Origin of the sequence: Mycobacterium sp. E2327, assembly GCF_001672675.1 — a bacterium.
Lineage (GTDB): Bacteria > Actinomycetota > Actinomycetes > Mycobacteriales > Mycobacteriaceae > Mycobacterium.
Genome location: NZ_LZKE01000106.1, coordinates 1 through 22,363, shown reverse-complemented (window position 1 = coordinate 22,363; position 22,363 = coordinate 1). Strand labels below are relative to the sequence as shown.

General features: G+C 64.9%; 17 protein-coding genes, 3 rRNA genes and 1 pseudogene. 12 read left to right on the top strand and 9 right to left on the bottom strand.

The window, feature by feature from the left end; genetic code table 11:
* The first annotated feature begins 2 nt into the window (after positions 1–2).
* The 4 genes from A5712_RS12050 to A5712_RS12035 are packed head-to-tail and all read left to right on the top strand — an operon-like array spanning position 3 to position 3,239.
* A complete protein-coding gene (locus A5712_RS12050; protein ID WP_068104761.1) occupies positions 3–920 on the top strand; it encodes a F0F1 ATP synthase subunit gamma in 918 nt (305 codons plus the stop codon).
* 19 nt (positions 921–939) lie between these two features.
* Complete coding sequence (gene atpD / locus A5712_RS12045; RefSeq protein WP_068104760.1) at positions 940–2,397, top strand: F0F1 ATP synthase subunit beta; 1,458 nt, start codon at positions 940–942, stop codon at positions 2,395–2,397.
* 26 nt (positions 2,398–2,423) lie between these two features.
* Positions 2,424–2,789, top strand: a complete 366-nt coding sequence (locus A5712_RS12040; RefSeq protein WP_068104759.1) for a F0F1 ATP synthase subunit epsilon — start codon at positions 2,424–2,426, stop codon at positions 2,787–2,789.
* A 6-nt stretch (positions 2,790–2,795) separates the two neighbouring features.
* Positions 2,796–3,239: a DUF2550 domain-containing protein gene (locus A5712_RS12035; protein WP_068104757.1), complete on the top strand. Its 444-nt coding sequence runs from the start codon at positions 2,796–2,798 to the stop codon at positions 3,237–3,239.
* Between the two features lie 78 nt (positions 3,240–3,317).
* On the opposite strand, the gene A5712_RS12030 is transcribed toward A5712_RS12035, so the two are convergent.
* Positions 3,318–3,899, bottom strand: a complete 582-nt coding sequence (locus A5712_RS12030; RefSeq protein WP_068104756.1) for a cob(I)yrinic acid a,c-diamide adenosyltransferase — start codon at positions 3,897–3,899, stop codon at positions 3,318–3,320.
* 72 nt (positions 3,900–3,971) lie between these two features.
* Between A5712_RS12030 and murA the strand changes: the two genes are divergently transcribed.
* The 4 genes from murA to rrf all read left to right on the top strand — a co-directional run bounded on the left by murA (position 3,972) and on the right by rrf (position 10,704).
* Positions 3,972–5,225, top strand: a complete 1,254-nt coding sequence (gene murA, locus A5712_RS12025) for a UDP-N-acetylglucosamine 1-carboxyvinyltransferase (RefSeq protein WP_068104755.1) — start codon at positions 3,972–3,974, stop codon at positions 5,223–5,225.
* 379 nt (positions 5,226–5,604) lie between these two features.
* Positions 5,605–7,124: ribosomal RNA gene (locus tag A5712_RS12020) — 16S ribosomal RNA — on the top strand.
* 286 nt (positions 7,125–7,410) lie between these two features.
* Positions 7,411–10,510: ribosomal RNA gene (locus tag A5712_RS12015) — 23S ribosomal RNA — on the top strand.
* An 81-nt stretch (positions 10,511–10,591) separates the two neighbouring features.
* A 5S ribosomal RNA gene (gene rrf, locus A5712_RS12010) occupies positions 10,592–10,704 on the top strand.
* Together the 16S, 23S and 5S rRNA genes form the textbook arrangement of a ribosomal RNA operon.
* 46 nt (positions 10,705–10,750) lie before the next feature.
* Here the strand turns inward: rrf and A5712_RS12005 are convergent.
* The 4 genes from A5712_RS12005 to A5712_RS11990 form a co-directional block, all read right to left on the bottom strand.
* Positions 10,751–11,242, bottom strand: a complete 492-nt coding sequence (locus A5712_RS12005; RefSeq protein WP_068104754.1) for a methylated-DNA--[protein]-cysteine S-methyltransferase — start codon at positions 11,240–11,242, stop codon at positions 10,751–10,753.
* Positions 11,239–12,726 carry a DNA-3-methyladenine glycosylase 2 family protein gene (locus A5712_RS12000; RefSeq protein WP_068104753.1) on the bottom strand — a complete coding sequence of 496 codons (1,488 nt, stop codon included), beginning with the start codon at positions 12,724–12,726 and terminating at the stop codon, positions 11,239–11,241. Before A5712_RS12000 ends, A5712_RS12005 begins: the two co-directional genes overlap by 4 nt.
* Positions 12,727–12,794: 68 nt before the next feature.
* Positions 12,795–14,099 carry an amidohydrolase family protein gene (locus A5712_RS11995; RefSeq protein WP_068104751.1) on the bottom strand — a complete coding sequence of 435 codons (1,305 nt, stop codon included), beginning with the start codon at positions 14,097–14,099 and terminating at the stop codon, positions 12,795–12,797.
* Positions 14,100–14,111: 12 nt separating this feature from the next.
* Positions 14,112–14,666, bottom strand: coding sequence for a pyridoxamine 5'-phosphate oxidase family protein (locus tag A5712_RS11990; RefSeq protein ID WP_068104749.1), 555 nt, complete (start codon positions 14,664–14,666; stop codon positions 14,112–14,114).
* A 192-nt stretch (positions 14,667–14,858) separates the two neighbouring features.
* On the opposite strand from A5712_RS11990, the gene A5712_RS11985 reads away from it, so the two are divergent.
* A complete protein-coding gene (locus A5712_RS11985) occupies positions 14,859–15,512 on the top strand; it encodes a TetR/AcrR family transcriptional regulator (RefSeq protein ID WP_231982112.1) in 654 nt (217 codons plus the stop codon).
* On the opposite strand, the gene A5712_RS11980 is transcribed toward A5712_RS11985, so the two are convergent.
* Complete coding sequence (locus A5712_RS11980) at positions 15,469–16,356, bottom strand: LysR family transcriptional regulator (RefSeq protein ID WP_068104865.1); 888 nt, start codon at positions 16,354–16,356, stop codon at positions 15,469–15,471. The genes A5712_RS11985 and A5712_RS11980 overlap by 44 nt on opposite strands.
* 90 nt (positions 16,357–16,446) lie before the next feature.
* Here A5712_RS11980 and A5712_RS11975 point away from each other — a divergent pair.
* A pseudogene (locus tag A5712_RS11975) lies at positions 16,447–17,649 on the top strand (MFS transporter); the annotation flags it as partial.
* Positions 17,650–17,780: 131 nt separating this feature from the next.
* On the opposite strand, the gene A5712_RS11970 reads toward A5712_RS11975, so the two are convergent.
* Both A5712_RS11970 and A5712_RS11965 read right to left on the bottom strand, forming a co-directional pair.
* A complete protein-coding gene (locus A5712_RS11970) occupies positions 17,781–19,178 on the bottom strand; it encodes an OFA family MFS transporter (RefSeq protein ID WP_156766526.1) in 1,398 nt (465 codons plus the stop codon).
* Positions 19,179–19,330: 152 nt separating this feature from the next.
* The gene (locus A5712_RS11965) at positions 19,331–20,944 is read right to left on the bottom strand and encodes an adenylate/guanylate cyclase domain-containing protein (protein WP_068104743.1); all 1,614 of its coding nucleotides are present in this window, start codon (positions 20,942–20,944) and stop codon (positions 19,331–19,333) included.
* Positions 20,945–20,989: 45 nt separating this feature from the next.
* Between A5712_RS11965 and nucS the strand changes: the two genes are divergently transcribed.
* Positions 20,990–21,661 (top strand): endonuclease NucS, encoded by a 672-nt coding sequence (gene nucS / locus A5712_RS11960; protein ID WP_068104741.1) that lies wholly within the window; start codon positions 20,990–20,992, stop codon positions 21,659–21,661.
* Positions 21,661–21,954 carry a hypothetical protein gene (locus A5712_RS30200; protein ID WP_082973403.1) on the top strand — a complete coding sequence of 98 codons (294 nt, stop codon included), beginning with the start codon at positions 21,661–21,663 and terminating at the stop codon, positions 21,952–21,954. Before nucS ends, A5712_RS30200 begins: the two co-directional genes overlap by 1 nt.
* An 87-nt stretch (positions 21,955–22,041) precedes the next feature.
* On the opposite strand, the gene A5712_RS11955 is transcribed toward A5712_RS30200, so the two are convergent.
* On the bottom strand, positions 22,042–22,363 hold a 322-nt coding region (locus A5712_RS11955; RefSeq protein WP_068104740.1), incomplete at its 5' end, for a VOC family protein.

The following is a 22,363-nucleotide window of genomic DNA, read 5'->3' as shown; positions in this document are numbered from 1 at the left end:
CAATGGCGGCCACACTTCGCGAATTGCGCGGCCGGATCCGATCGGCCGGGTCGATCAAAAAGATCACCAAGGCACAGGAGATGATCGCGACCTCGCGCATCGGTAAGGCGCAGGCGCGGCTGGAATCCGCGCGCCCCTACGCATTCCAGATCACCGCGACGCTGACCACCCTGTCCGCCGAAGCGGCGCTGGACCATCCCCTGCTGGTGGAGCGGGAAAACCCGACACGGGCCGGCGTCCTGGTGGTGTCCTCCGACCGTGGCCTGTGCGGCGCGTACAACTCCAGCGTCTTTCGTCGCTCCGAGGAGTTGTTCTCCCTGCTGCGGGAGGAGGGAAAGACGCCGGTTCTGTACACGGTGGGCCGCAAGGCGCAGAACTACTTCAAATTCCGCAACTGGGACATCACCGAGTCGTGGGCGGGTTTCTCCGAGCAACCCCAGTACGAAAACGCCGCGGAGATCGCCACCACCCTGGTCGACACCTTCATGAAGGGCACCGGTGACGACGAGGATCAGCTGTCCGACGACGACCGGGGCGTTGACGAACTGCACATCGTCTACTCGGAGTTCAAGTCGATGATGTCGCAAACGGCGGTGGCGCACCGCATCGCACCACTGGTGGTGGAGTACGTCGAGGAAGAAGAGGAACTGCACACCCTCTACTCCTTCGAGCCGGACGCGACGACGCTGTTCGAGGCGCTGCTGCCGCGGTACCTTACCACCCGCGTGTACGCGGCGCTGCTGGAAGCGGCGGCGTCGGAGCTGGCGTCACGCCAACGTGCGATGAAGTCGGCCACCGACAACGCCGACGACCTCATCAAAGAACTGACGCTGATGGCGAACCGCGAGCGGCAGGCCCAGATCACCCAGGAGATCAGCGAAATCGTCGGCGGCGCAAACGCGCTCGCGGACGCTAAGTAGCACACGAGGAAGAAGAGACATGACTGCTACTGACGAGAAGACCAAAGACTCGAAAGACACCGACACCAGCGGCCGCGTCGTGCGCGTCACCGGTCCGGTCGTCGACGTCGAGTTCCCGCGCGGCTCCGTGCCCGACCTGTTCAACGCGCTGCACGCCGACATCACCTTCGAGGAGCTCAAGAAGACGCTCACGCTCGAGGTCGCACAGCACCTGGGCGACAACCTAGTTCGCACGATCTCCCTGCAGCCCACCGATGGCCTGGTGCGCGGCGTGGAGGTCACCGACACCGGCAACTCGATTTCGGTGCCGGTGGGTGAGGGCGTCAAGGGCCACGTCTTCAACGCCCTGGGCGACTGCCTGGACAAGCCGGGCTACGGCGAGGAATTCGACCACTGGTCGATCCACCGCAAGCCGCCGGCCTTCGAGGAGCTCGAGCCGCGCACCGAGATGCTCGAGACCGGCCTGAAGGTCGTGGACCTGCTGACCCCGTACGTGCGCGGCGGCAAGATCGCCCTGTTCGGTGGTGCCGGCGTCGGCAAGACGGTGCTCATCCAGGAGATGATCAACCGCATCGCCCGAAACTTCGGTGGTACTTCGGTTTTCGCCGGGGTGGGTGAGCGCACCCGCGAGGGCAACGACCTGTGGGTCGAGCTCAAGGAAGCCGACGTGCTCAAGGACACCGCGCTGGTGTTCGGTCAGATGGACGAGCCGCCCGGCACCCGTATGCGCGTGGCGCTGTCCGCGCTGACGATGGCGGAGTGGTTCCGCGACGAGGCGGGCCAGGACGTGCTGCTGTTCATCGACAACATCTTCCGGTTCACCCAGGCGGGTTCCGAGGTGTCGACGCTGCTCGGCCGCATGCCGTCGGCGGTGGGCTACCAGCCCACGCTGGCCGACGAGATGGGCGAGCTGCAGGAGCGGATCACCTCGACGCGTGGGCGCTCGATCACGTCGATGCAGGCGGTTTACGTGCCCGCGGACGACTACACCGACCCGGCGCCCGCGACGACGTTCGCGCACCTGGACGCCACCACCGAGCTGTCGCGTTCGGTGTTCTCCAAGGGCATCTTCCCCGCGGTGGACCCGCTGGCGTCGAGCTCGACCATCCTCGACCCCGGCGTCGTCGGCGACGAGCACTACCGGGTGGCGCAGGAAGTCATCCGAATCCTGCAGCGCTACAAGGACCTTCAGGACATCATCGCCATCCTCGGCATCGACGAGCTGTCCGAAGAGGACAAGCAGCTGGTCAACCGGGCGCGGCGCATCGAGCGGTTCCTGTCGCAGAACATGATGGCGGCCGAGCAGTTCACCGGTCAGCCGGGTTCCACGGTGCCGGTGAAGGAGACCATCGAGGCGTTCGACAAGCTGACCAAGGGCGACTTCGACCACATCCCCGAGCAGGCCTTCTTCCTGATCGGTGGCCTCGACGACCTGGCCAAGAAAGCCGAAAGCTTCGGCGCCAAGCTCGATTCCTGAGGGCATGAGTCGAAAGGCACAGTGGTATGGCCGAATTGAACGTTGAGATAGTCGCCGTCGACCGGAAGATCTGGTCGGGTGAGGCAACGTTCCTGTTCACCCGCACCACCGTCGGCGAGATCGGGATCCTGCCCCGGCATATCCCGCTGGTGGCGCAGTTGGTTGACGACGCCATGGTTCGTGTCGAACGCGAAGGCGAGGACGACCTGCGGATCGCGGTGGACGGCGGGTTCCTGTCGGTCACCGAGGAGACCGTCACAGTGCTTGCCGAATCCGCGGAGTTCGAGTCGGAGATCGACGAGAGTTCGGCCCGGGAGGACGCCGAGTCCGACGATCCCCGCATTGCCGCCAGGGGGCGCGCCAGACTGCGCGCCGTCGGCGCGATCGACTAATTGCCGATGAGCGCGCCCATGATCGGCATGGTCGTGCTCGTCGTGTTGTTAGGCGCCGCCGTCCTCGCGCTGAGCTATCGGCTGTTGAAGCTGCGCCAGGGCGGAACCGCGGGAATCATGCGGGACATCCCCGCCGTCGGCGGTCACGGTTGGCGGCACGGGGTGATCCGGTACCGCGGTGGCGAGGCCGCGTTCTATCGGCTGTCCAGTTTGCGGTTGTGGCCGGACCGCCGCCTCAGCCGGCGCGGCGTGGAGATTGTCGCCCGGCGTGCCCCGCGCGGCGACGAGTTCGACATCATGACCGACGAGATCGTCGTGCTGGAGCTGCGTGACACGACGCAGGACCGCCGGTCGGGTTACGAGCTCGCGCTCGACAAGGGCGCGCTGACCGCGTTCCTGTCCTGGCTGGAGTCGCGGCCCTCACCGCGCGCCCGCCGCCGCAGCGTTTAGCGGCCGAGCGACGTCGAAACTGCGGTGAGAGCGCGGTTTTCGCGCGAATTGCAGGTCTGCAAGCAGACTCGATGCCGCCTACGGGTTCCGCGCGCCGCCGCCGGGCCGCCACAGCACGTCCCCGCCGGGGTTGGCCGCCCGGGCCAGGATGAAGAGCAGGTCCGACAGCCGATTCAGGTATTTGGCCGGCAGCACGCTGACCCCGTCCGGGTGGGAATCGAGCGCGGACCACGCCGAGCGCTCGGCCCGGCGGACCACGGTGCGGGCGACGTGCAGCAGCGCCGACAACGGCGAACCGCCGGGCAGCACAAAGGAATTCAGCGCCGGCAGGGGCTCGTTATATTTGTCACACCACGCCTCGAGCCGATCGATGTAGGACTGGGCGACCCGCAGCGGGGGATGTTCTGGGTTCTCGACCACGGGGGTGGACAGATCGGCGCCGGCGTCGAACAGGTCGTTCTGGATCTGGCGCAGGACGCCGGCGGTTTCCTCGTCGGGTTGGCCGAGGGCGATCGCGACGCCGATCGCGGAGTTGGCCTCGTCGCAGTCCGCGTACGCGACCAGGCGCGGGTCGTTTTTGGAGACCCGTGAGAAATCGCTCAACCCCGTCGTTCCGTCGTCGCCGGTTCGGGTATAGATGCGGGTCAGGTGTATCGCCATGAGCCAAACGGTACTCGGCGGGCCGCCCCCGGCTGACTGACAAGCCGATACCGCTTCACTAGACTGACGCGGGTGGCTGAGCGATTCGTGGTGACCGGCGGCACCCGGTTGTCAGGCGAAGTCGCTGTGGGGGGCGCCAAGAACAGCGTGCTCAAGCTGATGGCGGCGACCCTGCTGGCCGAGGGCACCAGCACCATCACCAACTGCCCGGACATCCTCGACGTCCCGCTGATGGCGGAGGTGTTGCGCGGCCTGGGCGCCACCGTCGAACTCGACGGCGACGTCGCCCGCATCACCTCGCCCGACGAACCCAAGTACGACGCCGACTTCGCCGCGGTGCGACAGTTCCGCGCCTCCGTTTGCGTGCTCGGGCCACTTGTCGGCCGGTGCAAGCGCGCCAGGGTCGCGCTCCCCGGCGGCGACGCGATCGGGTCCCGGCCGCTGGACATGCATCAGGCCGGCCTGCGACAGCTGGGCGCGCAGTGCAACATCGAGCACGGGTGCGTGGTTGCTCAGGCAGAAACGTTGCGCGGCGCGGAAATTCAGTTGGAGTTCCCCTCCGTCGGCGCCACCGAGAACATTCTGATGGCCGCCGTCGTGGCGGAGGGCGTCACCACGATCCACAACGCGGCGCGCGAACCCGACGTGGTGGACCTGTGCACGATGCTCAACCAGATGGGCGCGCAGATCGAAGGCGCCGGTTCGCCGACCATGACGATCACCGGCGTCCCGCGACTGCACCCCACCGAGCACCGCGTGATCGGGGACCGCATCGTCGCCGCCACGTGGGGCATCGCCGCCGCGATGACCCGCGGCGACATCGAGGTCACCGGTGTCGACCCGGCCCACCTGCAGGTGGTGCTGCACAAGCTGCACGACGCGGGCGCGACCGTCACCCAGACCGACAACAGCTTCCGGGTCGCCCAGTACGAGCGCCCAAAGGCCGTCAACGTGGCGACGTTGCCGTTCCCTGGGTTTCCGACCGACCTGCAGCCCATGGCCATCGCGCTGGCGTCGATCGCCGACGGCACCTCGATGATCACCGAGAACGTGTTCGAGGCGCGGTTCCGGTTCGTCGAGGAGATGATCCGGCTGGGCGCCGACGCCCGCACCGACGGGCACCACGCCGTCGTGCGTGGCCTGCCGCAACTGTCCAGCGCCCCGGTCTGGTGTTCGGACATCCGGGCCGGCGCCGGCCTGGTGCTGGCGGGGCTGGTCGCCGACGGCGATACCGAGGTTCACGACGTCTTTCACATCGATCGCGGCTACCCGTTGTTCGTGGAAAACCTCGCGATTTTGGGAGCGGAGATCGAGCGGGTAGAGTAGTCAAAGTCAGTGCCCCACAAGGGCGGTCACCTCACGAAGATGGCCGAAACCGGGGCTTGACTCCCTCGCCGGATCGGTACTAGCCTGGCACGGCTGCCCCCGCAGCGGTCACCACAATGAGATGGCCAAAACTGGGGCTTGACGCCTCCGCCAGACCGGTATTAAGCTGGCAGGGTTGCCCGGAAGCGGGCGAAAACAAGCGTGAGTGTTGTTTGAGAACTCAATAGTGTGTTTGGTCTTTTTATTTTGTTGTTGTTTTTGACCATACTTGCACCCCCCGTGTGTGGGTATGGTCGTTTTTTGATGCCAGTAATATTGGTGTCTTTTGTTAGGTCAGATTTTCTCTGATTGTAAATTCACCTCGTTATCGAGGGGTTTTTGTTTGGAGAGTTTGATCCTGGCTCAGGACGAACGCTGGCGGCGTGCTTAACACATGCAAGTCGAACGGAAAGGCCCCTTCGGGGGTACTCGAGTGGCGAACGGGTGAGTAACACGTGGGTAATCTGCCCTGCACTTCGGGATAAGCCTGGGAAACTGGGTCTAATACCGGATAGGACCCCGAGGCGCATGCCTTGGGGTGGAAAGCTTTTGCGGTGTGGGATGGGCCCGCGGCCTATCAGCTTGTTGGTGGGGTGACGGCCTACCAAGGCGACGACGGGTAGCCGGCCTGAGAGGGTGTCCGGCCACACTGGGACTGAGATACGGCCCAGACTCCTACGGGAGGCAGCAGTGGGGAATATTGCACAATGGGCGCAAGCCTGATGCAGCGACGCCGCGTGGGGGATGACGGCCTTCGGGTTGTAAACCTCTTTCAGCAGGGACGAAGCGCAAGTGACGGTACCTGCAGAAGAAGCACCGGCCAACTACGTGCCAGCAGCCGCGGTAATACGTAGGGTGCGAGCGTTGTCCGGAATTACTGGGCGTAAAGAGCTCGTAGGTGGTTTGTCGCGTTGTTCGTGAAATCTCACGGCTTAACTGTGAGCGTGCGGGCGATACGGGCAGACTGGAGTACTGCAGGGGAGACTGGAATTCCTGGTGTAGCGGTGGAATGCGCAGATATCAGGAGGAACACCGGTGGCGAAGGCGGGTCTCTGGGCAGTAACTGACGCTGAGGAGCGAAAGCGTGGGGAGCGAACAGGATTAGATACCCTGGTAGTCCACGCCGTAAACGGTGGGTACTAGGTGTGGGTTTCCTTCCTTGGGATCCGTGCCGTAGCTAACGCATTAAGTACCCCGCCTGGGGAGTACGGCCGCAAGGCTAAAACTCAAAGGAATTGACGGGGGCCCGCACAAGCGGCGGAGCATGTGGATTAATTCGATGCAACGCGAAGAACCTTACCTGGGTTTGACATGCACAGGACGCCGGCAGAGATGTCGGTTCCCTTGTGGCCTGTGTGCAGGTGGTGCATGGCTGTCGTCAGCTCGTGTCGTGAGATGTTGGGTTAAGTCCCGCAACGAGCGCAACCCTTGTCTCATGTTGCCAGCGCGTAATGGCGGGGACTCGTGAGAGACTGCCGGGGTCAACTCGGAGGAAGGTGGGGATGACGTCAAGTCATCATGCCCCTTATGTCCAGGGCTTCACACATGCTACAATGGCCGGTACAAAGGGCTGCGATGCCGCAAGGTTAAGCGAATCCTTTTAAAGCCGGTCTCAGTTCGGATCGGGGTCTGCAACTCGACCCCGTGAAGTCGGAGTCGCTAGTAATCGCAGATCAGCAACGCTGCGGTGAATACGTTCCCGGGCCTTGTACACACCGCCCGTCACGTCATGAAAGTCGGTAACACCCGAAGCCAGTGGCCTAACCCTTTGGGAGGGAGCTGTCGAAGGTGGGATCGGCGATTGGGACGAAGTCGTAACAAGGTAGCCGTACCGGAAGGTGCGGCTGGATCACCTCCTTTCTAAGGAGCACCACGAAAAGCACCCCAATTGGTGGGGTGCAAGCCGTGAGGGGTTCTCGCCTGTAGTGGGCGGGGCCGGGTGCGCAACAGCAAATGATTGCCAGACACACTATTGGGCCCTGAGGCAACACTCGGATCGATTGAGTGCTTGTCCCCCCATCTTGGTGGTGGGGTGTGGTGTTTGAGAACTGGATAGTGGTTGCGAGCATCTAAACGAATGCGTTGCCTCCGAAATGGGGTGTGGCGGATTCGTTGAAATGTGTAATTTTTCTTTGGTTTTTGTGTTTTGTAAGTGCTTAAGGGCGCATGGTGGATGCCTTGGCATCGAGAGCCGATGAAGGACGTGGGAGGCTGCGATATGCCTCGGGGAGCTGTCAACCGAGCGTTGATCCGAGGATTTCCGAATGGGGAAACCCAGCACGAGTGATGTCGTGTTACCCGCATCTGAATATATAGGGTGCGGGAGGGAACGCGGGGAAGTGAAACATCTCAGTACCCGTAGGAGAAGAAAACAATTGTGATTCCGTCAGTAGTGGCGAGCGAACGCGGAACATGGCTAAACCGCACGCATGTGTAACCGGGTAGGGGTTGTGTGTGCGGGGTTGTGGGATTGATACGTCTCAGCTCTACCTGGCTGGGAGGTAGTCAGAAAGTGTCGTAGTTAGCGGAAGTGGCCTGGGATGGTCCGCCATAGACGGTGAGAGCCCGGTACGCGAAAACTCGGCACCTACCTTGTATCAACTCCCGAGTAGCAGCGGGCCCGTGGAATCTGCTGTGAATCTGCCGGGACCACCCGGTAAGCCTAAATACTTCTCGATGACCGATAGCGGATTAGTACCGTGAGGGAATGGTGAAAAGTACCCCGGGAGGGGAGTGAAAGAGTACCTGAAACCGTGTGCCTACAATCCGTCAGAGCCTCCTCGTGGGGTGATGGCGTGCCTTTTGAAGAATGAGCCTGCGAGTCAGGGACACGTCGCGAGGTTAACCCGTGTGGGGTAGCCGCAGCGAAAGCGAGTCTGAATAGGGCGCATCCCCTTTGGGGTGTAGTGGCGTGTTCTGGACCCGAAGCGGAGTGATCTACCCATGGCCAGGGTGAAGCGCGGGTAAGACCGCGTGGAGGCCCGAACCCACTTAGGTTGAAGACTGAGGGGATGAGTTGTGGGTAGGGGTGAAAGGCCAATCAAACTCCGTGATAGCTGGTTCTCCCCGAAATGCATTTAGGTGCAGCGTTGCGTGTTTCACCACGGAGGTAGAGCTACTGGATGGCCGATGGGCCCTACTAGGTTACTGACGTCAGCCAAACTCCGAATGCCGTGGTGTATAGCGTGGCAGTGAGACGGCGGGGGATAAGCTCCGTACGTCGAAAGGGAAACAGCCCAGATCGCCGGCTAAGGCCCCAAAGCGTGTGCTAAGTGGGAAAGGATGTGCAGTCGCAGAGACAACCAGGAGGTTGGCTTAGAAGCAGCCACCCTTGAAAGAGTGCGTAATAGCTCACTGGTCAAGTGATTGTGCGCCGATAATGTAGCGGGGCTCAAGCACACCGCCGAAGCCGCGACAACCGCAAGGTTGGGTAGGGGAGCGTCCCCCATTCAGCGAAGCCGCCGGGTGACCGGTGGTGGAGGGTGGGGGAGTGAGAATGCAGGCATGAGTAGCGATAAGGCAAGTGAGAACCTTGCCCGCCGTAAGACCAAGGGTTCCTGGGCCAGGCCAGTCCGCCCAGGGTGAGTCGGGACCTAAGGCGAGGCCGACAGGCGTAGTCGATGGACAACGGGTTGATATTCCCGTACCCGTGTGTGGGCGCCCGTGATGAATCAATTCTGCTAACCACCCAAAAGGTGGTCTATCAATCCCTTCGGGGTGCGAAGATCGCCGGCTGCGTGGGACCCGGATTGGTAGTAGTCAAGCAATGGGGTGACGCAGGAAGGTAGCCGTACCAGTCAGTGGTAATACTGGGGCAAACCTGTAGGGAGAGCGATAGGCAAATCCGTCGCTCATATTCCTGAGAGGTGATGCATAGCCGATTGAGGCGAATTCGGTGATCCTCTGCTGCCAAGAAAAGCCTCTAGCGAGCACACACACGGCCCGTACCCCAAACCGACACAGGTGGTCAGGTAGAGCATACCGAGGCGTACGAGATAACTATGGTTAAGGAACTCGGCAAAATGCCCCCGTAACTTCGGGAGAAGGGGGGCCGGAACACCGTGAACAGCCTTGCGCTGGGAGCGGGATCCGGTCGCAGAAACCAGCGAGAAGCGACTGTTTACTAAAAACACAGGTCCGTGCGAAGTCGCAAGACGATGTATACGGACTGACGCCTGCCCGGTGCTGGAAGGTTAAGAGGACCCGTTAACCCGCAAGGGTGAAGCGGAGAATTTAAGCCCCAGTAAACGGCGGTGGTAACTATAACCATCCTAAGGTAGCGAAATTCCTTGTCGGGTAAGTTCCGACCTGCACGAATGGCGTAACGACTTCTCGACTGTCTCAACCATAGACTCGGCGAAATTGCACTACGAGTAAAGATGCTCGTTACGCGCGGCAGGACGAAAAGACCCCGGGACCTTCACTACAACTTGGTATTGGTGTTCGGTACGGTTTGTGTAGGATAGGTGGGAGACTGTGAAACCCCAACGCCAGTTGGGGCGGAGTCGTTGTTGAAATACCACTCTGATCGTATTGGACACCTAACGTCGAACCCTTATCGGGTTCACGGACAGTGCCTGGCGGGTAGTTTAACTGGGGCGGTTGCCTCCTAAAATGTAACGGAGGCGCCCAAAGGTTCCCTCAACCTGGACGGCAATCAGGTGTTGAGTGTAAATGCACAAGGGAGCTTGACTGCGAGACCTACACGTCAAGCAGGGACGAAAGTCGGGATTAGTGATCCGGCACCCCCGAGTGGAAGGGGTGTCGCTCAACGGATAAAAGGTACCCCGGGGATAACAGGCTGATCTTCCCCAAGAGTCCATATCGACGGGATGGTTTGGCACCTCGATGTCGGCTCGTCGCATCCTGGGGCTGGAGCAGGTCCCAAGGGTTGGGCTGTTCGCCCATTAAAGCGGCACGCGAGCTGGGTTTAGAACGTCGTGAGACAGTTCGGTCTCTATCCGCCGCGCGCGTCAGAAACTTGAGGAAACCTGTCCCTAGTACGAGAGGACCGGGACGGACGAACCTCTAGTGCACCAGTTGTCCCACCAGGGGCACCGCTGGATAGCTACGTTCGGACAGGATAACCGCTGAAAGCATCTAAGCGGGAAACCTTCTCCAAGATCAGGTTTCTCACCCTTTTAGAGGGATAAGGCCCCCCGCAGAACACGGGTTCGATAGGCCAGACCTAGAAGCTCAGCAATGAGTGTAGGGAACTGGCACTAACCGGCCGAAAACTTACCAAACACAAACTCGCAACCACATTCCAGCGCCTGACAGAAATGTCGTGGCGCACCACACCCCCCACCAATACATTTAAATAGAGTTACGGCGGCCACAGCGACAGGGAAACGCCCGGTCCCATCCCGAACCCGGAAGCTAAGCCTGTCAGCGCCAATGATACTGCCCACTCGGGTGGAAAAGTAGGACACCGCCGAACATATACAAAAACACCCCCGGCAACGGGGGTGTTTTTGCATTCGCCATTAATCGAATAGCGTCAAATTCTCGCTGCGCTTTTCCAGTTCGAGTAGGGTGCGCTTTCGGTCGAGTCCGCCACCGAACCCCGTCAGGCTTCCGTTGGCGCCGATCACCCGGTGACAAGGGACGACGATGGCGATCGGATTGTGGCCGTTGGCCCAGCCGACTGCGCGCGCGGATCCCGGGGCGCCGATCTGGTCGGCGATTTCCCCGTACGAACGGGTCTCGCCGTACGGGATCGTCAGCAGCGCCTGCCATACCCGCCGCTGGAATTCGGTGCCACCCAGCTCGAGCTCGATGTCGAATTCGGTGCGCTCGCCGGCGAAGTACGCGATGACTTGTTCGACGGCGTCGTCGAAGGCCCGCGGGTCGGGCGACCAGTCGGCGCGGTCGGGTTCGTAGGTCTGGTCGACCATTCGCAGATTCGTCAGAACCGATCCGTGCCCGGCCAGGGTCAGGAATCCGATCGGGCTGTCGATGGTGCGGTAGCGGATCATGCGACCTCCAGTGGTGGCCAATGGTTTACCGGATGCTCGAGGGTGGTCCAGAGATGCTGGGTGGCGTAGGAGCGCCAGGGCCGCCAACGCGCGCTGCGCTCGACGAGCCTTCGCTGATCCGCGGGTAACCCGAGTTCCTCTGCGGCCAAGCGGAGTCCGAGGTCGCTGGCGGGAAAGGCGTCCGGGTCGCCGAGGGCGCGCATCGCGATCACCTCCGCGGTCCAGGGACCGACGCCCGGCAGTGCCAGCAGCTGGGCGCGGGCGCTGTCCCAATCGCTGCCCGCGTCCAGGACGATGCTTCCGTCGGCGAGCCCCGCGACCAGCGCGGCGAGCGTCCGTTGCCGGGCCGCGGGGACCGCCAGGTGGATCGGATCGATCTCCGCCAGCTGTTCGACCGACGGGAAGGTACGCGTCAGTGCGCCCGCGGGGTCCTTGATGGGGCTCCCGTAGGCCGCGACCAACCTGCCCGCGTGGGTTCTCGCCGCCTTGGTCGAGACCTGTTGGCCGAGCACGGCGCGCACGGCGAGCTCGGCCTCGTCGACAGTCCGCGGGATCCGTTGCCCCGGGGCCTTTTTCACCACCGGCGCCAGCTCGGGGTCGGCGGCCAGCGCGTCCACCACGGCCTCGGGGTCGGCGTCGAGGTCCAGCAACCGCCGGCAGCGGGCGATCGCGGTGGTGAGGTCGCGGAAGTCGTCGAGCGTCAGTTGGCAGCGCACGTGGTCGACGGCCGGCGTCAGCGTCACGACGGCGCCGCCGCGGGGCAGTCGAAGGCTGCGCCGGTAGGCGCCGTCGCGGACCTCCTCACAGCCGGGCACCATGCCGGCCGCGAGGTGACCGAACACGCCCTCGTAGGCGAACGGTGTGCGCACCGGTAGCCGGAGGCACAGCGCCCCAGGCGAATTGGTGTCCGATGTCGACCGCGCCGCGGCGCGTTTGCGCAACGCCGTCGGTGTGACCTCGAACACCAGACGCACGGTGTCGTTGAACTGGCGGATGCTGGAAAACCCGGCGGCGAAGGCGACATCGCCGAACGGTAGGTCCGTGGTCTCGATGAGTACCCGGGCGGTCTGCGCCCGTTGCGCCCGGGCCAGCGCCAGTGGCCCGGCGCCGACCTCGGCCTGCAGGAGGCGCTCCAGCTGACGGGTCGTGTAACCGAGGCGGCCCGCGAGTCCGCCCACGCCTTCCCGGTCCACCGTGCCGTCCGCGATCAGCCGCATAGTGCGCGCGACGACGTCTCTGCGCACGTTCCATTCGGGTGATCCGGGCGACGCGTCGGGACGGCATCGCTTGCAGGCGCGGAATCCGGCTTTCTGCGCTGCCGCCGCGGTCGGATAGAACCGCACGTTGCGCGCGAAGGGTGGCCGCACCGGGCAGCTGGGCCGGCAATAGATCCGCGTCGTCAACACCGCCGTGACGAACCAGCCGTCGAAGCGGGCGTCCTTGGACTGGACGGCTCGGTAGCAGCGCTCGAAATCTTCGTGCACGGTTCCACAGTTACACCCGCCCACCGACAAAACTGGCGGAAAAGCGACATGATCGTGGGCGGGCGGGCTTATCGCGTGGGGACCAGCCGTTCCCCGGATTCCAGGAGGCGGCTCCGCACATCTTCGAGGTCTGCCTCGATCAGGGAATGGTCGCGTTTGCGCCAACGGCCCGCAATCATCACGGCTTCGATGTTGACGATGCCGGCGTGGAGCGCGGCGGCGATCGGGTCACGAGCTGGCCAGAGGTTGAGCGGTCGCGTGTCAATGACGATCAGGTCCGCTTGCATGCCCGGTTCGATTCTGCCGATCCGGTCGTCCAGCCCCAGGGCGCGCGCGCCTTCGACGGTCGCCCATGCCAACGCCTGCTTACTGGTGACTGACGATGACGGGGCTATCGCACCGGTCAGCTGCCGGTGGCGCTCGTGGTCGAGACCGCGCTGATGGGCCAACGCGATGCGCGCGCCGGCCAGAATCTCCCCGGACACGGCGGTGTCGGTGTCGGTGCCCAATGACGGTGCCGCGCAATGTCTCAACAGGTGTCCGGTAATTGGGACGCCATGGCCGTGCCCGAGCTCGCTTTCCGGTGTGACGGTGAAGGTGACGCCGGCAGCGATCAATCGGCTGAACCAGTCGTCGGTGAGACCGGCGCCGTGGACAATGTTGGTGCGCGGCCCGAACAGCCCCGCGGCGCGGACCGCTTCCCATCCGGCCCCTGGCTGGCCGCCGCTTTGGTGCATCGAGGCGACGAGGCCGCGTTCGGCGGCGGCACGTAAATCGGCCACGGCCACATCGGGCGCCGAGTATTGCGGTCCCGCGATCGCCATCCCGACGGTGAGCGAGCCGCGCGCGGGGCCGGGCCGGTCGAGAAGCCGGTCGACCTCGGCCAGCGGATGGGTGACGTCGGGGTCTCGCCGAGGCGCTCCGTGCAGAAACACGGCGCGGATGCCGGACCGTTCCAGACCTTCGATTGCCGCGTCCGTGTGCTCAGGCGTCGGGTTGTTGTGGCACCAGTCACCCAGCGTCGTTGTGCCGCAATTGATTTGATTGAGAGCGCCAGCGAGATTGCCGATGTAGACGTCATCGGGCGTGAACTGGTCCGCGACGCCGCCGTGCGTGTGCCGCAGGTAGTCCAGCAGTGTCCAGTCGGCGCCCGCCAAACGCAACGCGCTCTGCCACGTGTGCAAATGCGCGTTGACGAGCCCGGGCATGATCACGCGACCGGGAAGGTCGACCGTTTCGGCGTCAGTATCGTCGACGCGCTCGCCGCAATTGGTGACCTGATCGCCCTCGACGGCGATGTCGATGCGCTCGGCGTCGGGGCGCGTCGGCGACATGGTGATCACCCGCGCTCCGCGCAGCACGGTGCGGTTCATGAGTGGGCTGACTCAGGCCGGGTCGGGCGCGTCCCACGGGACCGTGCCGGAAAGCCAGTGAGTAATGGGCTCTTCCTGGTCGTGGCGGTGGAGGTGTCGCGGCGGTTGACCGAATGTCGCGTAGGGGCGGCACCGAATGACGACCCGGTTTTCTTCGCGGCGCATGGCGTCGACGACCGGACGGGCTTCTAACGGGAGCGGCTGGCCCGACATCCTGGCACCAACTTCCATCATCACGTCGCACACCAGGTCGGGATCGTCGTCGATCACCGCGTCGGCGTACACCTGCAAATAGGCGAAGGGCCAACGTTCGTCGAGGACACACAGGCTGACCTTGCCGTCTCGCGCGATGACCCGGGCCTTGCCGCGCCCGGCCATCGTCGATACCAGCAACTCGTCCCCATCGGTGGGGACGTAGTAGACGACCGACATTCCGGGCCCGTCGTTCTTCCGGCGGTAGCCGAACACGCATGTTCGATGAGTCCGCACGAACTCGCGGCGCTCGGACGGGAGCAGGTCCCGGTCGGTGGGAACGGTGAAGGGTTCCGTGGCAAGCGGTAGCAGCATGGCGACGTGTCTTCCGGTCTGGCGTGAAGGTGAATCGGGGGGCTCCCGATATATTATGGATACAACGTATCCATTATTGCGTGACCGGTCAAGAGTCGCAATACTGGGCGCGTGACCCGAGGCAGCCCACCGACTCAGGACGACAGCTCCGGTCGCCGTTCCCGCGGGCGCCCGCGGCTCCCGCTCGACCGCATCGTCGGCACGGCCCTCCAGATCGTGGACGAGGAGGGCGTGGAGGCTCTCTCGATGCGGACCCTCGCACAGCGGCTGGAGTCCGGCACGGCCACGCTGTATCGCCATTTCGCCAGCCGGGGCGAGGTGGTTTCGTACGTGGTCGATCGCGTTTTCGGCGAGATCGACTGCAGCACTGAGGACCTCGCCACCATGGGTTGGCAGCAGGCCTGCGAGTCGTTCGCACGAGCCACGTTTGAGGTGTTGCGCAGCCACCCCAACGTGGCTCCGCTGCTGGTCGACCAGCTCCCGCTCGGGCCCAACGCGCTGGCGCAGCGGGAAGCGTTACTGGCGGTCCTGCTCGATAACGGCTTCACCCCGCGTCACGCGGCCCGCTCCTATGCGACGGTGGCCCGATATGTGCTGGGCTTCGCCATTCAGCTCAGCGGCCGTGGGCTCGATGACCGGCACGCGTCCACGCTTTTCCGCGCGTTGGATCCGCAGTTGTTCCCCGCCACCCGCGCGGTGGCCGACTACCTCCCTGTGCCGATCGACGAAGAGTTTGCAGTCGGCCTCGAGCTCATCATCAGTGGTCTGGCGAAATACGCAGCAGTGCAGGGCGATACAGCAGCTAAGTCGCGGCCCCGTGATGGGCGCCCGCGGCGGACGCGATGAAGTCCCGCGCCGGGCGCGACAGCGGCCGGCCGGAACTCCAGATCATCCCGACGTCGCGGTAGGCGTCGGCGTCGGCCAACGGCAGCACACTCATCCCGGGCGCGTGCTCGGTGCCGTCGATGGGCACCAGGCTGATGCCCAGTCCCGCGGCGACCAGTCCCGCGGTTGTGGTCAGGTTGGCCGATTGCAGGACGATCCGCGGCTGGAATTGCGCTGCGGCGCATAGCTCGTCGAGCAGCCGCCGCATGCCGTACCCGGGATGCATGGCCACGAAGGGTTCGTCGGCCAGGTCGGTCATGCACACCACCGCGGCGGCCGCGAGCCGGTGCCCGGGCGGGACGGCGACGCCGAGCCGCTGACGAAACAGGCTGCGCCAGGCGAACGTCGGCCCTCGCGGCCGCGGCGAAACCACCCCGACGTCCACCGACCCGGATTGCACGAGATCGCCGATCGCTTCGGCCGCACCCTCCTCGAGGGTGAATGCCACGCGCGGTGACGCCGCGGTGAACGCCGCGATCAAGCGCGGCACCACCGTCGAGCCGAACGAACTCAAGAACCCCAGCCGGATCTCGCTGACCGCCGGGTTCGTCAGGTCTTCGATCGCCCGTCGGGCCGAATCGAGCTCAAGCTGTGCCCGGCGCGCGTGCTCGTAGAAAATGCGGCCGTAGGTGTTCAGCGTGAGACGCCTGCCGCGGCGCTCGAACAGCGCGACGCCCAGCCGGCGTTCCAGGCGGGCCAGCATCCGGGTGAGCGTCGGCTGCGCGATGTGCAGCTGTTCGGCCGCGGACGTGACATGCTGCAGCTCCGCGAGTGTGACGAACCACTCGTAGTCGCCTTCAACCAACGCGGTCACCTCTACTTATGCGATTAATGCATCATAACTCAGCAAACAATTCATTTCCTTTCTCGAGCCCCGGCGCGGAGCATCATTGCCATGCCTCACGCGACCTCGCGTCCTACCGCCCACCGAGTCGGAAGCAGGGGATACCGGCGGGTGACCGCGGCGCTCTACGGCGCCGGCCTGGCCAGTTTCGCCGCGATGTACTGCACCCAGGCCCTGCTGCCGGCCTTTTCGACCTATTACCGGATCAGCCCCGCCACCGCCGCGTTGACGGTCGCGCTGACCACGGGAGTGCTGGCGCTGTCGATCATCCCCGCGAGCGTGCTTTCCGAGCGCTACGGGCGCATCCCCGTGATGCTGACGTCGGGGGTCGCCTCCAGCGCGATCGGGTTGCTGTTGCCGTTCAGCCCGTCGCTCGGCGTGCTGCTCGCGGGCCGCGCGCTGCACGGCGCCGCGCTCGCCGGGATACCGGCGGTCGCAATGGCTTTCCTCGCCGAGGAGGTGCACGCGTCGTCGCTCGGTTCGGCGATGGGACGGTACATCGCCGGGACCACGGTCGGTGGCCTGACCGGGCGGATCGTCCCTTCGCTGGTCGTCGATGTCAGCAATTGGCGGGTGGCGCTGTTGGTGTGCTCGCTGACGACGCTGGCCGGCACGGCCGTCTTCGCCGTCCTGGTGCCCCGGTCGCAGTTTTTCACCCCGAAGGCCACAGATGCGCGCGCCACTGCACGCAACCTCGCCGCACATCTGCGAAACCCGGTGTTGCTGAAGCTTTTCGCGTTGGGCTTCACGCTGATGGGCGGCTTCGTCACGGTGTACAACTACCTGGGCTACCGGTTGGCCGCCCCGCCGTTCGGACTGGCGCCGTCGCTGGTCGGACTGTTGTTCGTGCTGTACCTGGCCGGCACCGGGACGTCGGTGGTGGCCGGGCGGCTGGCCGACCGCCGCGGACGCGCGCTGGTGCTGGGCGGCGCCCTGCCGATCACGGTGACCGGCCTGGCGCTGACCGTGCCGCACTCGGTGGTCGCCGTGGTCGTCGGGCTCGGCATGTTCACCGGCGGATTCTTCGCCGCGCACACCGTGGCCAGCGGGTGGGTGGGCGCGGCGGCACGCCGGGATCGCGCCGAGGCGTCGGCGCTCTACCTGTTCAGCTACTACCTGGGCGGATCGGTCGCCGGCGCTTTCGGCGGGCTGGTGTACGGCGCCGGCGGCTGGCCGGCGACGGTCGGGTTCGTCGGCGCCCTCATCCTCGGCGCCGTGGCGCTCGCGATGCTGTTGGTGAGGGAGACGGGCTTCCGCTCAGGCGCCGAACAATTGACCGATCTTCGAAAAGAGTTGCCACACTCCATAAGTGAACGGGACCGCGACCCACACCCAGGCCAGTGCGATGAGGGCGGGACCGATGCGATGGTCGGGGATCGGCTTTGTCATGCGTGTGCCTCCGGCTGAAGATCCGAAATGGTCTCGGGCGTCGCGGCGTCGCCGGGCGGGGCGGGCACGTGATGCTTGGCGGCCACCGGCCTGATCAGCTCGTTGCAGACCAGCCCGACGACCAGGAGGGCGATCATCACGCCGAACGACACGATGTAGAGGTCGGGTCCGTGTTTCCCGGCCGCCTTCTGCGAGTCGGCGATGGCGTTCACGATCAGCGGGCCCAGCACGCCCGCGACAGACCAGGCCGTCAGCAGCCTGCCGTGGATGGCGCCGACCTCGTGGGTGCCGAACAGGTCACGCAGGTACGCCGGAACGGTCGAAAACCCCGCGCCGTAGAACGACAGGATCAGCACGGTGCACAGCAGGAAGGTGAGCTTGCTGGAATTGGTCGTCAGCGCCAACGTGAGATAAAGCAGGGCGCCGCCGCCGAGGTATAGCCGGTACATGTTCTTGCGGCCCAGCGCATCCGACAGCGACGACCAGCCGATCCGGCCGAGCATGTTGGCCAGCGACAGCAGCGCGACGAACCCGGCGGCCGCGGAGGCCAACGCCGCCGCGCGGGGCGCCCTCGGAAAGAAGTCCTGGTAAATCGGCGAGGCCTTCTCCAGGATGCCGATGCCGGCGGTCACGTTGAAACAGAGCACCACCCACAACAGCCAGAACTGAGGCGTCTTGATCGCATTGGCCGCCGACACACCGGCCGTCGTGATCAGCGATCCGGCTTTGTGCGGCTTGGGTTTCCAGCCCCGCGGCGTCCAATCCGGCGCCGGCACCCGGATCAGCAGGCACCCCATCGCCATGAACACCGCATAGGTACAGCCCATCACCAGGAAGGTCCTGGCCACGCCGGTTGTGCTGGTGCGGCCGAACGCGTCGAGCAGGCTGTTCGTCCACGGGGACGCGATCAGGGCCCCACCGCCAAAGCCCATGATCGCCAAGCCGGTCGCCATGCCGGGGCGATCGGGAAACCACTTGATGAGCGTGGACACCGGCGAGATGTAGCCGATACCGAGGCCGACCCCTCCGACGACCCCGTATCCCACCACGACGAGCCAGTATTGGTGAACCGAAACTCCGCATCCGGCGATCAGCAACCCGCTGCAAAAGCACACGGTGGCAACCACCATGGCCCAGCGCGGTCCGTAGTGGTCCACCCGCGTGCCGAACGCCGCCGCCGAAAGGCCCAGCATCACAATAGCGACGGTGAACGGCATCGCGCTGGCGGTTCCGGAGACGTGCAGCGATTTCTCCAGCGGGATCTTGAAGACGCTCCAGGCGTAGGCCGAGCCGATGGCCAGGTGGATGGACAGCGCGGCGGGCGGAACCAGCCAGCGGTTCCATCGGGGCCCGGCGACGATTCTCGAACGATCAAGCAACGCAACGGTTGTCAAGGTGCACCCTTCTGACGCGGGCACGGAGCTCCGTCCCGTCGTCACTATTGGCGCGGTTTCAAGCGGCGGTCAAGGCGCGATTTCTATTGTCCGATAACGGATTTCTATCGATACTGCTGACGGGCGTTGACCACAGGCGTTGTCACCCGGATTTACTGCGCGTCGGCGAGGAAGGCCAGCCGGGTTGGGCGCTCGTGCCCCCGAAGGGTCACCGCCTCACCCAAAGACCAACGCGCTCTTTCCTCTTCGCTCGCGCACTCGAGCGTGTCGGCCGTCGCGAGCAATCCGCCGGGACGGGACTTGGCCAGCTCGCACAGCCGTGCGGCCTCGTTGACCGGCTCGCCGATCACGGTGTATTCGAACCGTTCCTTGGCGCCCACGTTGCCGGCGACGACCTGGCCCGCCGCCACGCCGATGCCCGCCTCCAGCTCGCACATTTCGTGGGCGAGCCGTTTCGCGATGCACCGCGCCGCGGCGAGCGCCTCGTCCTCGGGCGAGTCGAGATGGTTCGGGGCTCCGAAGATGGCAAGCGACGCATCGCCTTCGAACTTGTTGACCAGGCCGCGATGGCGGTCCACTTCGTCGACGACGATCGCGAAAAATCGGTTGAGCACTTCGACGACTTCGGTGGGGGGCTGGGTGGTCACCAGTTGGGTGGAGCCGACGATGTCGATGAAGACGACGGCGACGTGTCGTTCCTCACCGCCCAGTTTCGGTCGCTCGCGCTCGGCCGCCAGGGCGACCTCGCGGCCGACGTGCCGGCCGAAGAGGTCGCGCACGCGTTCGCGTTCACGCAGGCCGTCGACCATCGCGTTGAACCCGCGTTGCAGCTCGCCGAGCTCGGTCCCGTCGAAGACCACCAGGTTGCCGCGCAGGTTGCCCTGCTCGACGCGGCGCAGCGCCGCGCGCACCACCCGCACCGGGGTCGCCGTCAGCCAGGCCAGGATCCACATCAGGGCGCAACCGAAGACGAGCGTGGCGACCGACACGATCAGCACGCCCACCGCGAACTCGGTCTCGGTCAGGTTGCGCAGCAGGATCTGGAACATCGCCAGCAGGCCGATGCCGATGACGGGCACGCCGGAACCCAGGAACCAGACCACCATCGTGCGGCCCATGATGCCCGCCGAAAACCGCCGTGGCGGTGGTCCCGCCTCGAGCGCCTGGGCGGCAATCGGGCGAAGCGCGAACTCGGCGAGCAGGTAACTGGCGGTGGCCACCAGGACGCCGCAGAAGCTGACGACGAGGAGGAACCGCGGGATGAACAATGTGTTGACCAGACCGTAGAGCGTCGTATACACCACCGTCCCGATGCCCCACAGGACGAGGTCGTACATGGCGAGTCGCCACGGGGCCAGGAAGGTGTTGCGCTCGTCCTCGGCGGTCGGCCCGCGCTCCTCGATCGCCCAACGCAACGAGAGCACGGTCCGGCGGGTGATCCAATACGTGCCCACCGCCAGGGCCACGGCGATGTAGGCCGGGGAGACCCCGAACGTGAGCCAGGCCGGGGCGTCGTGAAAGATGCTCGGCGCGGGAATGGCGACTATCACCAACAGCAGTGCCACGCCGATGCCGATCAGGTTCGCCCCCAGAACCAGCACCGTCATGATGACCTGGATGCGGACGCGGCGCCGCCGCTGGCTTTCGGCCACCCGCCCGAGGATCAATGAGCCATACGCGGGCGTATCCGGCAGGCGGCCGCTCTGGCGGGTGATCCGCTCGAGCACCCGGCCGATACGTTGGGCCACGCTCATTTTGGCCGACATCGTGGCGCCAGCCTAATTTGTCGCCCACGCTCTAAGGTGAGTCGGGTGCGCCTTGTCATCGCTCAATGCACCGTCGACTACGTCGGCCGGCTCACCGCACACCTGCCGTCGGCGCGACGGTTGCTGCTGTTCAAGGCCGACGGCTCGGTGAGCGTGCACGCCGACGACCGCGCCTACAAGCCGTTGAACTGGATGAGCCCGCCGTGCTGGTTGACCGAGGAGAACGGCGATCAGGCGCCGGTGTGGGTGGTCGAGAACAAGGCCGGCGAGCAGCTGCGCATCACGGTGGAGGACATCGAGCACGACTCGAGTCATGACCTGGGCGTCGACCCGGGATTGGTCAAGGACGGCGTCGAGGCTCACCTGCAGGCGTTGCTCGCCGAGCATGTGCAACTGCTTGGGGAGGGTTACACGTTGGTCCGCCGCGAGTACATGACCGCGATCGGCCCCGTCGATCTACTGTGTCGCGACGAACGGGGCGGCTCGGTCGCGGTGGAAATCAAGCGGCGCGGCGAGATCGACGGCGTGGAACAGCTCACCCGCTACCTCGAGTTGCTCAACCGCGACAGCGTTCTGGCGCCGGTCAAAGGCGTCTTCGCCGCTCAGCAGATCAAGCCGCAGGCGCGCACCCTCGCGACCGATCGCGGAATACGTTGCATCACACTCGATTACGACAAGATGCGCGGCATGGACAGTGACGAGTACCGGCTGTTCTGATGTGTCCGCGCCGCAAACCACCACGTGGCCACCGGCCGAACCCGCCACCGGTGCCGAGCCGCGTGGAAATCGGCCCGGACGGTCACGAGTACGAGGTGCGTCCGATCGCGGCGGCCCGCGCCCTCAAGACCTACCGGTGTCCGGGTTGTGACCACGAAATACGTTCCGGCACATCGCATCTGGTGGTGTGGCCGACCGATTCACCACACGCTGGGGTAGAGGATCGGCGGCACTGGCACACGCCGTGCTGGACCAACCGCGCTACCCGCGGGCCGACCCGAAAGTGGTCCTGAAGCTCCGGGATGAATCGCGAGTGTGCGGCTGGCCGCACACTCGGCACCGAACGCGCGGCCGGCCGCACACTCGGCGCAAGCCGTGCTTTAAGAGGCCGGCTCCACCAACTCGATCAGGACGCCGCCGGCGTCCTTGGGGTGGATGAAGTTGATCCGCGAGTTTGCTGTGCCGCGCCGCGCCGCGTCGTAGACCAGGCGGACGCCCTGCTCGCGCAGCTGCTCGCAGATGGTGTCCAGATCGCTGACCCGAACGGCCATCTGTTGGATGCCCGGGCCGCGCTTCTCCATGAACTTCGCGATCGTCGACGAGTCGTCGAGCGGGGCCATCAACTGCAGCTGCGCGGTGGTGCCGGGGACGGCCAGCATCGCCTCGCGGATGCCCTGGTCATCGTTGACTTCCTCATGCACG

Bases quoted from the DNA above. Each gene is read 5' to 3' on its own strand.
- A5712_RS30200 (WP_082973403.1), top strand. From the start codon at position 21,661: ATGTGTCCGCGCCGCAAACCACCACGTGGCCACCGGCCGAACCCGCCA.
- A5712_RS12005 (WP_068104754.1), bottom strand. From the start codon at position 11,242: ATGATCCGCTACCGCACCATCGACAGCCCGATCGGATTCCTGACCCTG.
- A5712_RS11965 (WP_068104743.1), bottom strand. From the start codon at position 20,944: ATGTCGGCCAAAATGAGCGTGGCCCAACGTATCGGCCGGGTGCTCGAG.
- A5712_RS12050 (WP_068104761.1), top strand. From the start codon at position 3: ATGGCGGCCACACTTCGCGAATTGCGCGGCCGGATCCGATCGGCCGGG.
- A5712_RS11995 (WP_068104751.1), bottom strand. From the start codon at position 14,099: ATGAACCGCACCGTGCTGCGCGGAGCGCGGGTGATCACCATGTCGCCG.
- A5712_RS11990 (WP_068104749.1), bottom strand. From the start codon at position 14,666: ATGCTGCTACCGCTTGCCACGGAACCCTTCACCGTTCCCACCGACCGG.
- A5712_RS12035 (WP_068104757.1), top strand. From the start codon at position 2,796: ATGAGCGCGCCCATGATCGGCATGGTCGTGCTCGTCGTGTTGTTAGGC.
- A5712_RS12040 (WP_068104759.1), top strand. From the start codon at position 2,424: ATGGCCGAATTGAACGTTGAGATAGTCGCCGTCGACCGGAAGATCTGG.
- A5712_RS12030 (WP_068104756.1), bottom strand. From the start codon at position 3,899: ATGGCGATACACCTGACCCGCATCTATACCCGAACCGGCGACGACGGA.
- atpD (WP_068104760.1), top strand. From the start codon at position 940: ATGACTGCTACTGACGAGAAGACCAAAGACTCGAAAGACACCGACACC.